Annotated in this window: 14 protein-coding genes; 4 read left to right on the forward strand and 10 right to left on the reverse strand. The window is 60.1% G+C overall.

Features of this window, described 5'->3' with window-relative positions; genetic code table 11:
* Window positions 1-3 precede the first annotated feature (3 nt).
* Entirely contained in the window at window positions 4-246 is a 243-nt protein-coding gene (locus tag KGB07_RS12485) for a DUF2790 domain-containing protein (RefSeq protein WP_046041798.1), read from the reverse strand.
* A 121-nt stretch (window positions 247-367) separates the two neighbouring features.
* Here KGB07_RS12485 and KGB07_RS12490 point away from each other — a divergent pair, with 121 nt between their 5' ends.
* Entirely contained in the window at window positions 368-1,300 is a 933-nt protein-coding gene (locus KGB07_RS12490) for a LysR family transcriptional regulator (RefSeq protein WP_046041799.1), read from the forward strand.
* Between the two features lie 71 nt (window positions 1,301-1,371).
* Window positions 1,372-2,061 carry an energy-coupling factor ABC transporter permease gene (locus KGB07_RS12495; protein ID WP_046041838.1) on the forward strand — a complete coding sequence of 230 codons (690 nt, stop codon included), beginning with the start codon at window positions 1,372-1,374 and terminating at the stop codon, window positions 2,059-2,061.
* A gap of 35 nt (window positions 2,062-2,096) precedes the next feature.
* On the opposite strand, the gene yacG is transcribed toward KGB07_RS12495, so the two are convergent.
* From yacG to KGB07_RS12515, 4 genes are read right to left on the reverse strand one after another with little or no spacing between them, the layout of a single operon-like run.
* Window positions 2,097-2,297 (reverse strand): DNA gyrase inhibitor YacG, encoded by a 201-nt coding sequence (gene yacG, locus KGB07_RS12500; RefSeq protein ID WP_007970539.1) that lies wholly within the window; start codon window positions 2,295-2,297, stop codon window positions 2,097-2,099.
* Window positions 2,294-2,917, reverse strand: coding sequence for a dephospho-CoA kinase (gene coaE, locus KGB07_RS12505; protein ID WP_046041800.1), 624 nt, complete (start codon window positions 2,915-2,917; stop codon window positions 2,294-2,296). Before coaE ends, yacG begins: the two co-directional genes overlap by 4 nt.
* Window positions 2,914-3,786 carry a prepilin peptidase gene (locus KGB07_RS12510; RefSeq protein WP_046041801.1) on the reverse strand — a complete coding sequence of 291 codons (873 nt, stop codon included), beginning with the start codon at window positions 3,784-3,786 and terminating at the stop codon, window positions 2,914-2,916. Before KGB07_RS12510 ends, coaE begins: the two co-directional genes overlap by 4 nt.
* Before the next feature lies 1 nt (window position 3,787).
* Window positions 3,788-5,005 carry a type II secretion system F family protein gene (locus KGB07_RS12515; RefSeq protein ID WP_046041802.1) on the reverse strand — a complete coding sequence of 406 codons (1,218 nt, stop codon included), beginning with the start codon at window positions 5,003-5,005 and terminating at the stop codon, window positions 3,788-3,790.
* 227 nt (window positions 5,006-5,232) lie between these two features.
* Between KGB07_RS12515 and KGB07_RS12520 the strand changes: the two genes are divergently transcribed.
* Both KGB07_RS12520 and KGB07_RS12525 read left to right on the forward strand, forming a co-directional pair.
* Entirely contained in the window at window positions 5,233-5,655 is a 423-nt protein-coding gene (locus KGB07_RS12520) for a pilin (protein WP_046041803.1), read from the forward strand.
* Window positions 5,656-5,955: 300 nt separating this feature from the next.
* The gene (locus tag KGB07_RS12525; protein ID WP_046041804.1) at window positions 5,956-6,312 is read left to right on the forward strand and encodes a BON domain-containing protein; all 357 of its coding nucleotides are present in this window, start codon (window positions 5,956-5,958) and stop codon (window positions 6,310-6,312) included.
* Between the two features lie 183 nt (window positions 6,313-6,495).
* Here the strand turns inward: KGB07_RS12525 and KGB07_RS12530 are convergent, their stop codons facing one another.
* The 5 genes from KGB07_RS12530 to acs form a co-directional block, all read right to left on the reverse strand.
* Complete coding sequence (locus KGB07_RS12530; protein ID WP_185754807.1) at window positions 6,496-6,789, reverse strand: DUF2845 domain-containing protein; 294 nt, start codon at window positions 6,787-6,789, stop codon at window positions 6,496-6,498.
* Window positions 6,789-9,779 (reverse strand): DUF748 domain-containing protein, encoded by a 2,991-nt coding sequence (locus tag KGB07_RS12535; protein ID WP_046041806.1) that lies wholly within the window; start codon window positions 9,777-9,779, stop codon window positions 6,789-6,791. Before KGB07_RS12535 ends, KGB07_RS12530 begins: the two co-directional genes overlap by 1 nt.
* A gap of 60 nt (window positions 9,780-9,839) precedes the next feature.
* A complete protein-coding gene (locus KGB07_RS12540) occupies window positions 9,840-10,856 on the reverse strand; it encodes a class I SAM-dependent rRNA methyltransferase (RefSeq protein ID WP_046041807.1) in 1,017 nt (338 codons plus the stop codon).
* A 210-nt stretch (window positions 10,857-11,066) separates the two neighbouring features.
* On the reverse strand, window positions 11,067-11,939 hold the full coding sequence (locus KGB07_RS12545; protein WP_046041808.1) for an oxygenase MpaB family protein: 873 nt from the start codon (window positions 11,937-11,939) through the stop codon (window positions 11,067-11,069).
* Window positions 11,940-12,081: 142 nt separating this feature from the next.
* Window positions 12,082-14,019 carry an acetate--CoA ligase gene (gene acs, locus KGB07_RS12550; RefSeq protein WP_046041809.1) on the reverse strand — a complete coding sequence of 646 codons (1,938 nt, stop codon included), beginning with the start codon at window positions 14,017-14,019 and terminating at the stop codon, window positions 12,082-12,084.
* Between the last annotated feature and the right edge of the window lie 138 nt (window positions 14,020-14,157).

Here is a 14,157-nt window from a genome sequence, read left to right on the forward strand (position 1 = left end):
TGATCACAGGTTGCTGGTGCAATCACCCATGACGTTGTACGTCACGCGGTGGGTCTGGCCCTGATGATCGACATACTCCATGGTCGCCGGTACAACCCCGCACGCTGTCGCCGTGTCGGACACAGAAACCACCTTGGCGATGTCCAGTGGCTGCGCCGGGTTGTACAGGACCGCGAGGGGGTCGTTGTCGGCGGCCATGGCCGAGGTGGCGATGACGGTCAGCAACAGGCTGATCAACGTTTTCATGTTGGCGTGCTCCGTGTCGGTTTCGATGTCTGAATTTTAGTCTTTGCCACCCACGGATAAAGGGGCGAACGGCGGATGCAGCCTTACATGAAACGTAACAATCACCGCTCGAAGGAGGCTTATGGATGTGCTTAACAACTTGCGCGTGTTCATCCGCGTGGTGGACTGCGCCAGTTTCACCGGGGCTGCCGATGCGCTGGATCTGTCGACCGCGCAGGTATCCCGATTGGTGGCGGATCTGGAGGAGCATGTTCAGGCGCGTCTGCTGCAACGCACCACGCGGCGCTTGAGCCTGACCGACGCCGGCGAGCGCTTGCTGCTGCGCAGCCGGCAAATCGTCGATGCCATGGATGAGGCGACGGCCGAGGCCCGTGGCGCTCATATCAATCCGGCCGGACGCCTGCGGGTGCACAGCATGAACGGCCTGGGTGTGCTGCTCACGCCGTTGATCGCCCGCTACAGCGAGCTTTATCCCGATGTGGTGTTCGAACTGACCTTGTCGCAGCGCAATCCCGATCCGCTGGAGGAGGGGCACGATGTGGTGATTTCGATCGCTCCCGAACTGGCCGATTCGCAAATGGTTGCGCAGGCCATCGGGCAGATCTACAGCGTGCCCTGTGCTTCCCCGGCTTACTTGCAACGCCGGGGTGTGCCGCAGCAGCCGCTGGCGCTGAGCGATCATCAATGCCTGCGCATGCTCGACCCGTTGTACAGCGATCAATGGCTGTTCCAGGACGCGCACGGCGAGCATGCCGTCAGCCCGGCCAAGACCTTTCAGTGCAATGTTGCCGAGTCGATGGTCAAGGCTTCGGAAGCGGGCATGGGCATCAGCCTGCTGCCGTTCTACACCGCGACGCGACCCTTGAACGACGGTACTTTGCTGCGCGTGTTACCTGCATGGCGCCTGCGCGAACGCAATGTGTATGCGCTGTATCCTTCGCGACGCTTTCTCGATGCCAAGGTCCGCACCTGGGTGGACTTTCTCAAGTCAGAGCTACCGAAACTGTTCGCCGAACATGACGCGGTGATGAACGATCCGAGGCATTGGGCCTGAAGTCGAAGGGCAGACGAGCGGCGGTGTAGACTGAGTGTCTGTTGTTCTTCGCCTGGGAGGCGCGCGTAGCCATGATCGGTGCAGAGTTGCTGTCATCGCAAACCCTTGCGGTCGGCTGGCTGATCTATGTGCCGGTGTTGATCTGGGCGATCTGTCGCGCGCCGTGGGTTGAACTGTTCACCGACAGCCGTCGCCAGCATCTGCTGTTCGGGACGGTGTTTGCGCTGTTTCTGTTGTGGTTGGTGCGGCGCGACTTTGATACCGGCGTGTCTTACCATTTCATCGGCATGACAGCGGTGACGCTACTGCTGGACTGGCCGCTGGCGCTGGTCGGCGGGTTGGTTGCGCAAACGGGGCTGGTGCTGCTCGGCCGACAGGACCTGGCGGCGGTCGGGGTCAATGGCGCGCTGTTGATTGCGCTGCCGGTGCTGGTCACCGAGTGCTGCGCCATTCTGGTGGAGCGTGCGCAGCCGCGGAATCCCTTCGTGTATATCTTCGTTTCCGGATTCTTTGCCGCCGCGCTGTCGGCGTTGCTGTGCCTGCTGCTGGCGCTGTGGTTGCTATGGTTCGATGAGCGTTTCGAGATGCCGTACTGGCTTGAGGATTTTGTCGGTTACCTGTGGCTGATCATTTTTCCCGAAGCGTTTATCAACGGCATGATCGTCAGTGCGCTGGTGGTGTTCTGCCCGGAATGGCTGGAGACGTTCAACCGCACCCGCTACCTCTCGGCCCCCTGGAAAGACGACGATCCCAAGTCCTGATCCACATCAAAACCTGGAATCGCCTTCTCGATGGATCAGTGGCGCGGGTCGAAGTCACCGCTGAACATCTCGTCCTCGGCATCGGGAGCCACTGGAATCTTGTGCTCTTCGGACGCCCAGGCACCCAGGTCGATCAGTTTGCAGCGGTCGGAGCAGAATGGCCGGAATTTGCTCTCGGCGGTCCATTCCACGGGGGCGCCACAGGTTGGGCATTCGACAGTTGTTGGTTGGCTCATGACTGGCCTCCACGCAAAGAAAGATAAAAGTGATGCAGGCGTTCAACCTCGCTGTGCAGCCAGGCAAGGTCGCGGTCATTGACCACGACGTCGTCGGCATGGCTCACGCGATCCTGGCGGCTGGACTGGGCCTTGAGGATCGCCTGGACTTGCTGTTCGCTGGTCTGGTCACGTTGCAGGGTACGTTCGATCTGCAATTGTTCGGGGGCATCGATCACCAGCACCCGTTGGGTCATGGCGTATTGCCCGGACTCGATCAGCAGCGGCGAAACCAGAATCGCATAAGGCGATTTTGCCAGCGCCAGGTGGTGAGCGATCTCCTCACCGATCAGCGGATGCAGGAGGGCCTCGAGCCAGCGGCGTTCTTCAGGCACCTCGAAGATCAATTTGCGTAGCGCGGCGCGGTCCAGTTGCCCGTCGGCCTGCAACACGCCGGGGCCGAAGTGCTCGGCGATTTGCGCCAGTGCCGGGCGGCCGGGTTCCACTACCCAGCGAGCGGCATGATCGGCGTCGACCACATGCACGCCCAGATCGATGAAGTGTTGGGCGGCCGCACTTTTGCCGCTACCGATGCCGCCGGTCAGGCCGAGAATCCAGGGTTTTTCCACAGGGCTATTCATTTCAAACCGACAAACTGCCAATAGAGGTCGGTTATTTGACCACCCCAGAGCAACGCAATCCAGCCGGCAATGGCCAGATAGGGGCCGAAAGGGATCGGCGTCGAGGTTTTTGCATTACGCCAGCGCAGCAGCATCAGCCCGATAATGGCACCCACCAGCGAGGACAGCAGGATGGTCAGCGGCAAAATCTGCCAGCCACCCCAGGCGCCCAGCATCGCCAGCAGCTTGAAATCACCGTAGCCCATGCCGTCCTTGCCCGTGGTCAGCTTGAACAGCCAGAACACCGACCACAGCAGGCTGTAACCGGCGATCGCCCCCCAAAGCGCCTCGTGCAACGACACGAACAGGCCGAAACTGTTGACGATCAACCCCAGCCATATCAACGGCAGCACCAGTACGTCCGGCAATATCTGATGTTCGGCGTCGATCAGGCTCATCGCCAGCAACCCCCAGCTCAGGACCAGCACCAGGGCGGCCGGCCAACCGAAGCCGAAGTGCCAGGCAACAAACGCCGACAACAGCCCGCAGGCCAGTTCGGTCAACGGATAGCGCGGGCTGATCGCTGCCGCACAGGCTGAGCAGCGGCCGCGCAAAAATACATAACTGAGCAACGGGATGTTTTCCCAGGCGCGGATTCGGTGACCGCAGTGCGGGCACTGGGAGTGGGGCAGCAACAGGTTATAGGTCGGCAACGGCGTTTCGCCAGGCAGCCCGAGAATGTCATGGGCCTGCTCACGCCAGTCGCGTTCGAGCATTTTCGGCAGGCGCCAGATCACAACATTGAGGAAACTGCCGACCAGCAGGCCGGTGATGCCTGCGAGAAGGACAAAGGCCAGCGCAGAGTGAATCAGGATTTCATTCAAGGGCATGTCAGATCGCTGAGCCAAGTTGGAAGATGGGCAGGTACATGGCAACTACCAGTCCACCGACGATAACACCCAGCACCACCATGATGAATGGCTCCATCAGGCTGGTGAGGTTATCGACCATGTTATCGACGTTGTCTTCGTAGAACCCCGCGACTTTGTCGAGCATAGCGTCCAGGGTGCCGGACTCTTCGCCGATGGCGGTCATTTGTATCGCCATGTTCGGAAAGACGCCGCAGGTGCGCATGGCGAAATGCAATTGCATGCCGGTCGAGATGTCCTGCCGGATGCGCAGTACCGCGCGCTTGAACACGACATTGCCGGTCGCACCGGCCACTGATTCCAGGGCCTCCACCAGCGGCACGCCGGCAGCGAAAGTGGTCGACAGTGTACGGGCGAACCGGGCCACGGCGGACTTGTGCATCAGGGTGCCCACCAGCGGCAGTTTCAGCAGCGAGGTGTCCAACCGGTCACGGAAGGCGGGGGATGTCCTGAGGGCGTGGCGCACGCCGAAGGTCATCGTGATAAGCGCGCCAAGGACCACCCACCACCAGGTCTGCATGAATTGCGACAGGCCAATGACCATCACGGTGAAGGCCGGCAGTTCGGCGCCAAAGCCTTTGAACACCGATTCGAATTGTGGCACGACATTGACCAGCAGAATCCCGGTGACAATCGCCGCGACGAACACCACCACCAGCGGGTAGGTCATGGCTTTCCTGATCCTGGCCTTGAGGCTTTCGCTTTTTTCCTTGTAGGTTGCGACCCGTTCCAAAAGGGTGTCGAGGGCACCGGCCTGTTCGCCGGCATCCACCAGGTTGCAATACAACTCATCGAAATACCGGGGCTTCTTGCGCAGGGCGGCGGCGAAGCTGCTGCCCGCCGCAACTTCCTGTTTCAGTTCGTCCACCAGCTTGCGCATGGCCGGATTGTCGAAGCCTTCGCCGATGATGTCGAAGGACTGCAATAACGGCACGCCGGCCTTCATCATCGTCGCCATTTGCCGGGTGAACAGGGCAATGTCCTGGGCCGTGATGCGCTTGCCCATGTTGAACACCGAATGGTTTTTTTTGCGGACCTTGCCGGGAGTGATGCCTTGCTTGCGCAGCTTCGCCTTGATCAGCGCCGGGTTTTGAGCGCTAAGTTCGCCGGTCACTTTTGTGCCTTTGCGGTCGATGCCTTCCCATGCATACACGCTGATTTTCGCTGCCTTGACCGCCATGTTCAGTCCTGGGTATTCCGATTGAATTGCTCTTATAGCCTAGTCAAGGGACGGGGCCAAACCCGCCAGGGTGAGGTGACAAAAAACGTCAGATAGTGCTAATCCTGGTAGTAGGTAAGGGCTTTGCGGACACCATGCCCCCTGCCAACAGGGGCTTCTGGCCTTGGCACAGGCTGTGCTGCCATGGGGCAGGTCATGAGCCTTCGACTCATGCATGGAGCTTGTACATGAACAATCAGAAAGGTTTTACCCTGATCGAGTTGCTCGTCGTGGTGGCGATCATCGGGATCCTGGCAACACTGGGCCTGCCGATGTATTCCAAGTACCAGGCCCGGGCCAAGGTCACGGCGGCGCTGGCCGAGCTGACTGCAATGAAGGTGCCATTCGAGGATGTGATCAGCCAGGGGGAAACCCCGACAATTGCCAACGTGGCGCCTGCCGGCGAGACATCGACCAACCACTGCACCCTGTCTGTGACGGCTACAACGCCGGCGGGAGCGGGATCAATCGTTTGTACGTTGCACAATGCCCCGGGGGTGGTCCAGGGCAAAACCGTCACACTGACACGGGACGAAGACAAAGGCTGGTCATGCAAGAGCAGCGTTTCCCAGGATTACCTGCCTAAAGGGTGTTCCGGTTCTGCGGCATGAATTGCTGAATCAAGTCCCCGCTTTTGCGGGGATTTTCCTGTTTGTCGACCCGTCGTCAAATGCCGCAGATAAAGCTCAGAAATTTCAGCATCTTAGGAACTTTCCATAAACCCGCAACTTGCATGCAGTGGTTGGGGTTCTCGTGCATTTTGCATGATTCCGAAAATTGGATGATTTTGTAACTTGTTGATTAATAAGGTTTTACTCTCTTTTTAGAAGTTGGCACAACGTTCGCAATATCCTAGGTAACCCTGCCGACAAGACACCCGGCAGACTTTCCGAAAAACAGGAGTTACTCGTATGAAGAAGTTCGCTATCGCTGCCGCTACTGCTACCGCGCTGACCCTGACCATGGCAAACGCGGCATTCGCCCAGACCACTCAAGCCACCCAGGCTCCAATGACCCTGGCGGCGGGTGAAATGACCAAGGCTACAGAAGCTACTTCCGATACCTGGATCACCACCAAAGTTAAAAGTGACCTGATGACTGAAAAAGGCATTCCAGGTACCGACATCAAAGTTGAAACCAACAAGGGTGTTGTATCGCTGTCGTCGACGGTCGCCATTACTGAAGCTCAGAAAACCACCGCAGTGGCCATTACCAAGAAAATCAAAGGCGTCAAGGCGGTCTCCGCTGACGGCCTCAAAGCCGAGTAAGACAAGGCTTCTCGCCTGGACCGGGAGAAGGCGCGACAGACGGGCTGAGTCATACGTCTGTTGCAACCTGAGTGTTCATGTGAAGGGCCATAAGGATGTGGCCGTCACTGGCCCCGCGCACTTTTGCCGGGGCCTGTTTTATGTGTAGCGCTGAAAACCCGCTCCCACATTGGATAGTGCTAATCAATTGCTGCGTTTGCTGGTGATCTGTTTCAGCCGATTACCTTCGAACCGCAAGTATTGATACATCCCGCCATTCGGTCCGTAGGTCCATTCCTCGACCTGAAACTCCTCGCGCCGATCTGCACTGCGCTTGTACCCCAGCAAGTCGCGACTGACCGGTTCCCCGCATTTCTGCAGGACCTCACTCGAGCGATCGCCGACGCTGATCAACTGGCTGCCACAGCGCAGGGTATCGGCCGCCCAAGCCTGACTGGCGCAGAGCACCAGAACCAGGCCTGCCAGCCGCCGATTCATCACTCGGCATCCAGATGCATTGGTGTCACCACGCGGCCGTCACTTTGCGCCTCGCCCAGGTTGGCGTCGATGAAGTACACCCGGTCATCTTCCAGCTGGGCCTTGTCGACCAGATAATCCTTGATGCTGCTGGCGCGTTCCTGGCCCAGTTGACGCAACAGCACGTCGCTGGAGCTCCAGAACTTGATCACCTCGGCGCGCATTTTCGCGGTGCGCTCTTCCTTGCCCAGGTCCTTCCATTCGGCAGGGGGCTGGGTTTTCAGGCGGGTGCGGTAGATACCTTCGAGCAGCGGGCCTTTTTCTCCGTCCGGCACTTCCAGCAACGAAGCCTGGGCCGGGACCTTGTCACCGCGGCGCTGGAGCATTTTGTAGTAGTTGTACTGGTACTCACGCTCCAGGCGTTGTTCGGCGATCAACGGGCCATCGCTGCTCTGGGCGGCGGTGCCTTCGATTTCCAGGCGCAGGGCTGGGCGTTCCTTGAGCGCCTTGGACAGTTTGTCCAGGGCGCCTTCGGCGTCCTTGCCCAATTCGCTGGAACCCGCTGCGAATGAAACGCTGCCCAGGTCTTCCGAGCCACCACCGTTGACCAGCCCGCCAATAAGTTTGAACGGTGCTGCCGCGGCTTTGACGACCAGGTTGCGCAGGGTCTGCCAGATAATCGGCATGACGCTGAACTGAGGGTTGTTCAGGTCGCCGGTGACCGGAAGTTCGATGGAGATCTTGCCGTCGACGTCCTTGAGCAAGGCAATGGCCAGTTTCAGCGGCAGGCTCACGGCATCCGGGCTGTCGACTTTTTCACCCAGTTGCAGTTGTTCTACCACCACTTTGTTTTCGGCTTTGAGCTGACCCTTGGTGATCTGGTAGTGCAGGTCGAGATTGAGCCGGCCCTTGCGGATACGGTAGCCGGCGAACTTGCCGGAGTAGGGCGTCAGCGTGGTCAGTTCCACGCGTTTGAAGCTGGTGGCGATGTCGAGGCTGGCCATCGGGTCGAACGGATTGACCGAGCCCTTGATGGTCACCGGCGCGTAGCGATCGACCTTGCCCTTGACGTCGACACTGGCCGGTTTCGGCTGGCGGCTGTCGATGGTGCCGATCTGCCCGTTGAGTTGCTGGATGGCGGTGGCGAAGTTCGGGGTCAGGCTGAAGTCGGCAAAGTTGGCCGAACCATCATTGATGAAAATCCCGCCGATGTGGATGCCCAGCGGTTTTTCGTTGCTGGCCGGTTTGCTTGCCGCCGGTTTTGCCCCGGAGTCCGCCGGCTGCGGAATCAGCAGGTCATCGATGTTGGTGGTGCGATCATCGTTGATCATGAAGCGCGCATAGGGCTGGAACAGGTTGATCTTGTCGATCGACAGGCTGTCCCCATGCTGATAGTTCAGGCCTTCGACCACGACCTGTTGCCACTTGAGGAAGTCGCGGGTTTTCAGGGTGTCCAGGGTATGCAACTGATCGACCTGGGCGCGGCCGGTGACGTTGAACGCCAGGGGCTCGGTGCTTTTCAGGTTGACTGCCAGATCGCTGCCCAGCATGCCGCTGCGCAGTTCCAGGCGAATGAACGGCGTGATGTAGGACTGGGCAACCCGCAGGTCGATGTCCTTGGTCTGTACCTTCAGTCTGGCGCTGACCGGGGCCAGGTTGACCTCGCCGTCGGCCATGATCTTGCCTTGCTTGCCCACGCCGGTATCGAGCTTGAGGGTAAAGGGTGAACCGCTGAGGCTGTCGAAGTTTTGCAGGTCGAGGTTCAGCGGACCCAGTTCCAGAGCGACGGCGGGTTGTGCCTTGCGGTCAGCCAGATGCACCTGGTAGTCGCGCAGTTGCACATCCTTGAGCAGCACCTGCCAGGGTTTGTCTGGGGCGGCCGGTTCAGGTTTCGGTGAGTCTGCCGCCGCCGGAGTACTGGTCGGTTCGGCATCCGCCTTGGCATTGGCGGTGGGTTTTGACGGTTGGCTGGCGAACAGTTTCTGCCAATCGAGTTGGCCGTCCGATTCCAGCGCGGCCCAGGTTTCCAGTTTGTGGCTGCGGATCTTGCCGACCACCACTTGCTGCTTGGCCAGGTCCACGGTGGTTTCGCTGACGTCCAGGCGCTCGAGCTTTACCAGCGGTCGACCATCCGGCGCCTTGATCGCGAAGGGGGCGATGCTGACCGCTACATTGTTCAGCAGCAGCTCGGTTTCCTTGGCCAGGTTGAGTTTGTAGTCGGTGCTGATGCTCATGACGCCGTTTTCGAGATCCAGTGGCACGGCATCGCGCACATAGGGCCAAAAGGCTTTCATCTTGCCATCAGTGATTTTCAGCTTACCTTCGGAGGCGATCGGGATCAGGCTGAAGTTGCCGGTCCAGTCGATCTGTCCGCCATTGGGGCCGACGGCCACCAGGGTCATGTCGGCGCTGTCATCGGGCAGGGTGCTGAGGTTCTTCAGCTCGAAATCGAGTGTGTCGTAGAGAAACTCGATGGGCTCGCTGGGCCGGGCGTCTTCAAAGTGCACGGCGCCGCCCGCCAGTTTGATCCGCTCGATGCGCAGCGGAAACGGCTTGGCATTAGGGTCGGCCGGCGTGGGTTCGCTCGCTGGCAGTTTGAACAGCCCGAGCAGATTGAGTTTGCCGTCCTTGCTGAACAGGATTTCGGTCTTGGGCTTGTCCAGTTCGACATCGGACAGGTGCACCGCCTTGGTCCACAGACTGTCGAATTGCAGGTTGGCGTACAACCGCTCGAAACCGACCTGCTCCTTGCCGGGTTCGCCGATGTTCAAGCCCCAAAGGGTAAGCTCAAGGCTGAACGGATTGAATTCGATCCGCTGGATGGTCGCCGGTGTGGTGGCGTAGTTGGTCAGTTGCTGGTTGGCAACGCGCAATGCGACACCCGGTAAAATCAGAAAACCCAGCAAGCTGTAGAGGGCCAGAGCAGTCAACAAGGCGCCGATGGCGCGAATCAATCCTTTGTGCATGTGCGGCTTCATCTGTCTGAATCGGAGTGCCTTGGAGTATGGCATGCGTTTCCGGTTCCGAAGTGATTGGCCTGTTCAGGATTTTTCAGATTTCTCCCACAACGGTCAGAACTGCAGGATCAGGGTTTTCAGTGGTGGTTGCTGATCCATCGACGGAAAATCGGCGCCTGGCTTCATCACGGTCCATTCACGCACCGGCCGCCCGGCCTTTTCTGCACAACGCAAAACCTGCTCGCGCCAGTCGTCCATGCTGACCTTCGCCAGGTTGTTGCAGCAGATCAGCACGCCGTTGTCGGCGGTGGTCAGCAAGGCCGGTTTGAGCAGGCTCTGGTAGTCGCGCAGCAGGTCGACGGTGCCGAATGCGCTCTTGGCCCAGGCTGGAGGGTCGAGCAGCACCAGATCGTACTGGCGCTGTTCCAGGCGCTGATAGCTCGGCAGTTTTTGCCCGCGGCGCTGGCTGATCGGCAGGCCGGCCAGTTGGCGAATGGCCGGGAAGTAGTCGGACTGGATAAATTCCATGGTCGGCAACTGCGGGTTGAGTTGGCCGTTCTCCCGGCCGACCGCCAGGTTGCCTTCGGCGAAGTCCAGGTTGCACACCTCGCGCGCGCCACCGGCGGCGGCACTGAGGCCGACACCACAGGTGTAGGCGAACAGGTTCAGCACGCTCTTGTTCTTGCTGTGATCCTTGACCCAGCCGCGGGTGTTGCGCAGGTCGAGGAACAGCAGCGGGTCCTGGCCGACATGGCGACCGCGCACCCGATAGTTCAGGCCCCATTCGTGGCCGACCAGGTCTTGCAGGGCGGCTTCGTCGGCGCGGTAAACGATGTCTTCGCGGTCGATGCGCGAATTGCCACGGGAGCGGTCGTTGTAGACCAGCAGGGTTTCAAAACCCAGGTGTTGATTGATCGCTTCGTGCAGTTGCAGCAGCGTCTCGCGCTCCAGCGCCTGGTGGAAACTTTGCACCAGCAGTTGCGGGCCATAGCGGTCGATGGTCAGGCCCCCGGCACCTTCCTGGCTGCCGTGGAACAGGCGATAGCAATCGGTACCCTGGCTGTGCAACTCCGCCAGCAGATCCTGGCGACGTTCGAGGGCGGCGCGCAGCGCCTGATTCAAGGAAGACATGCTGGGCGCCTTGCAGGAGGGAAATGGGCGCGGGAGTTTAACACTGTGGAACAGAGATGAGGGGCTTGCCTGTGGCGAGGGAGCTTGCTCCCGCTGGGCTGCGAAGCGGACCCAAAATCCCGGCACATTTCGGTTTTTTTACGAGCGCTACGCACTCGAGCGGGAGCAAGCTCCCTCGCCACAGAGATGATCACATTCAAGAAGTTGTGTTCAGGTCAATAACCCCATCCGTCGTTTAGCCCGCTGCACCGATCCATTACGCACCGCCCAGCGCAGCATCGGCGCACTGCGATTGACGCTGGCGCGGATCAGCTTGCGTTGCAGCGGGTTCTGGCTGACGCCGAGCATGTCGCTGGCCCAGTCCGGCAGCAGATCGATCCCGGCCTGCATCATCAGACCGCCGAAAGGCTTGGCCAGGCGACTGGGGGAGGGGGCGTTCAGCAACAGGCGCAGGACTTCACGACTGCGTTCGTCGCACAGTAACTGTGGACGCATGCGCTCAAGGTAGTCGGCAATTTCCTGCCGCGAACGGGGCACATCCCGGGCCCCGAGGCGCTCGGCGACCAGGGCGATTTCAGCGTAGTAGCGATCCTGATCGACCGGCGACAGGTGCGGATTGCGATAGCGCAAATGTGCGGCGAGGAAGTTGCTGACTTCCGCCACATGCACCCACGTCAACAATTGGGGATCGCTGGCGGCGTAGGCGCGTCCGTCCGGTGCCGTGCCGGTGATCTGCAAATGGATGGTGCGGACTTTTTCGATCAACCAGTCGGCATCCTTTCGAGAACCGAAGGTGGTGCCGGAGATGAACTGCCCGGTGCGGCGCAAGCGGCCGAGCATGTCTTCACGAAAGTTCGAATGGTCCCAGACCCCGGCCAATGCCAGAGGATGCAGGGCCTGCAGCATCAGGGCGCTGATGCCACCGATCAGCATGCTGCTGAAATCGCCATGGACTTGCCAGCTCACCGAGTCCGGCCCGAACAGCCCGGGGTCGCCCTTGGGGTTTTCCAGGTCGAGTTTGCCCAAAGACAAACCGGTCAGGCTCATGATCTGGGTTTCGATGCGGGTGCGGATGAATTCCATAGGTACTCTGTAGGGGCAGCCGGTCGACACTCGATTGCTCGCAATGGTCGTTAACGGTAACGCGTTTCTCCTGAATACACGCGGCGCGCTTGAGTTCATCGCGAGCAATCGAGTGTCGACCGGCTGCTCCTACAAAGGCACGTCATTGATTCAGGCGTTTATCGATCAAGCCTTGTACCACGCTCGGGTCAGCCAAGGTCGAAGTGTCGCCCAGGCTGTCCAGTTCATTGCAGGCGATCTTGCGCAGAATGCGCCGCATGATCTTGCCTGAGCGGGTTTTCGGCAAGGCCGGCGCCCACTGGATCAAGTCCGGTTTGGCGAAACTGCCGATTTCCTGGCTGACCAGGGCCAGCAATTCCTTCTTCAGCTCATCGTTGGTTTCGACGTCGTTCATGGGCGTGACAAAGACATAGATGCCCTGGCCCTTGATGTCGTGGGGGTAACCTACCGCAGCGGCCTCGGCGATGCTCTCGTGCAGCACCAGGGCGCTTTCCACTTCGGCGGTGCCGATACGGTGGCCGGACACATTGATCACATCGTCGATGCGCCCGGTGATCCAGTAGTCGCCATCTTCATCGCGCCGCGCGCCATCGCCGGTGAAGTAGTAGCCGGGGTAGGGCTTGAAGTAGGTGTCGACCATGCGTTGCGGGTCGCGATAGACACTGCGGATCTGCGCCGGCCAGCTGGACTTTATGGCCAATACGCCGCTGCCGGCGCCCTTGATTTCCTTGCCTTGCTCGTCGAGCAGCACCGGTTGCACGCCGAATATCGGTTGTGTCGCACAACCGGGCTTGATCCACTGGGCACTGACCAGCGGGCTGAGCATGATGCCGCCGGTTTCGGTCTGCCACCAGGTATCGACGATCGGGCAACGCTCTTCGCCGACCGCATGGAAATACCATTCCCAGGCTTCCGGGTTGATCGGCTCGCCGACCGTACCGAGTAGCCTGATGCTGGCGCGGGATGTTTGCTTCAACGGTTCCGGGCCTTCGCGCATCAGTGCGCGCAGGGCCGTCGGGGCGGTGTAGAAAATGTTCACTTGGTGCTTGTCGATCACCTGCCAGAAGCGCGAGGTACTCGGGTAGCTCGGCACGCCTTCGAAGATCAGCGTGGTCGCACCGTTGGCCAGCGGACCGTAGACGATGTAGCTGTGGCCAGTGACCCAGCCGACGTCGGCGGTGCACCAGAAGACTTCGCCGTCGCGGTAGTCCAGCACGTACTTGAAGGTCATCGCTGCTTGCAGCAGGTAGCCACCGGTGGTGTGCAGCACGCCTTTGGGTTTGCCGGTGCTGCCGGAGGTGTAGAGGATGAACAGCGGGTCTTCGGCGTCCATCGGCTCGGGTGGGCAAACGGCGCTGGCTTCGCTCAGGGCTTGCTGGTACTTGATGTCCCGTCCTTCGACCCGGTTCACCTCCCCCTTTGTGCGCTCGACCACCAGCACGGTGTTCACGTCCGGGCAGCTTTGCAGCGCCTTGTCGACGTTCTGCTTAAGTGGCACGACCTTGCCGCCGCGCACGCCCTCATCGGCCGTGATCACGGTGCGGCAGTCGGCGTCGAGAATGCGGTCGCGCAACGAGTCCGGGGAGAAGCCGCCGAACACCACCGAGTGCACCGCACCGATGCGGGTACAGGCCAACATGGCGTAGGCCGCTTCGGGAATCATCGGCATGTAGATGCACACGCGGTCGCCTTTTTTCACGCCACGGCTTTTCAGAACGTTGGCCAGGCGGCAGACGTTTTCATGCAGTTTTTTGTAGGTAATGGAGGTGGAGTCGGCAGGGTCGTCGCCTTCCCAGATGATGGCGACCTGATCCCCGCGTTTCTCCAGGTGCCGGTCGATGCAGTTGTAGCTGACGTTCAATTGCGCACCGGCAAACCAGCTGGCTTCACCGGTCTTCAGGTTGTAGCGCTGGACGGTTTCCCAAGGCGCGCTCCAGTCGAGAAAACGCGTGGCCTGTTCGGCCCAGAAGGTGCTGGGGTGTTCGACGGATTGGCGGTACAGGCGCTGATAGTCGTCTTGACTCAATTGTGCGGCCCGGCGGACGGCATCGGCTTTGGGGAACGTGCTGATATCGAACATGACGGTTCCTTATTCTTGTTTTGCGACAAGGATAAAGATGCGCCGAGTGGTCAAAGGGTTCAAGTCAGTCGCCAATCGGCCTGGGGACTGGCTCGCCGCAGAATGAGAGAACACCATAAACCACTGTGGGAGCGAGCT

The sequence above is a fragment of the Pseudomonas sp. GL-RE-26 genome (genome assembly GCF_019956275.1).
GTDB lineage: Bacteria > Pseudomonadota > Gammaproteobacteria > Pseudomonadales > Pseudomonadaceae > Aquipseudomonas > Aquipseudomonas grandcourensis.

What these genes read in the sequence shown, in the direction of transcription:
- KGB07_RS12485 (WP_046041798.1), bottom strand. Translation starts at nt 246, where the DNA reads ATGAAAACGTTGATCAGCCTGTTGCTGACCGTCATCGCCACCTCGGCC.
- KGB07_RS12490 (WP_046041799.1), top strand. Translation starts at nt 368, where the DNA reads ATGGATGTGCTTAACAACTTGCGCGTGTTCATCCGCGTGGTGGACTGC.
- KGB07_RS12495 (WP_046041838.1), top strand. Translation starts at nt 1,372, where the DNA reads ATGATCGGTGCAGAGTTGCTGTCATCGCAAACCCTTGCGGTCGGCTGG.
- yacG (WP_007970539.1), bottom strand. Translation starts at nt 2,297, where the DNA reads ATGAGCCAACCAACAACTGTCGAATGCCCAACCTGTGGCGCCCCCGTG.
- coaE (WP_046041800.1), bottom strand. Translation starts at nt 2,917, where the DNA reads ATGAATAGCCCTGTGGAAAAACCCTGGATTCTCGGCCTGACCGGCGGC.
- KGB07_RS12510 (WP_046041801.1), bottom strand. Translation starts at nt 3,786, where the DNA reads ATGCCCTTGAATGAAATCCTGATTCACTCTGCGCTGGCCTTTGTCCTT.
- KGB07_RS12515 (WP_046041802.1), bottom strand. Translation starts at nt 5,005, where the DNA reads ATGGCGGTCAAGGCAGCGAAAATCAGCGTGTATGCATGGGAAGGCATC.
- KGB07_RS12520 (WP_046041803.1), top strand. Translation starts at nt 5,233, where the DNA reads ATGAACAATCAGAAAGGTTTTACCCTGATCGAGTTGCTCGTCGTGGTG.
- KGB07_RS12525 (WP_046041804.1), top strand. Translation starts at nt 5,956, where the DNA reads ATGAAGAAGTTCGCTATCGCTGCCGCTACTGCTACCGCGCTGACCCTG.
- KGB07_RS12530 (WP_185754807.1), bottom strand. Translation starts at nt 6,789, where the DNA reads ATGAATCGGCGGCTGGCAGGCCTGGTTCTGGTGCTCTGCGCCAGTCAG.
- KGB07_RS12535 (WP_046041806.1), bottom strand. Translation starts at nt 9,779, where the DNA reads ATGCCATACTCCAAGGCACTCCGATTCAGACAGATGAAGCCGCACATG.
- KGB07_RS12540 (WP_046041807.1), bottom strand. Translation starts at nt 10,856, where the DNA reads ATGTCTTCCTTGAATCAGGCGCTGCGCGCCGCCCTCGAACGTCGCCAG.
- KGB07_RS12545 (WP_046041808.1), bottom strand. Translation starts at nt 11,939, where the DNA reads ATGGAATTCATCCGCACCCGCATCGAAACCCAGATCATGAGCCTGACC.
- acs (WP_046041809.1), bottom strand. Translation starts at nt 14,019, where the DNA reads ATGTTCGATATCAGCACGTTCCCCAAAGCCGATGCCGTCCGCCGGGCC.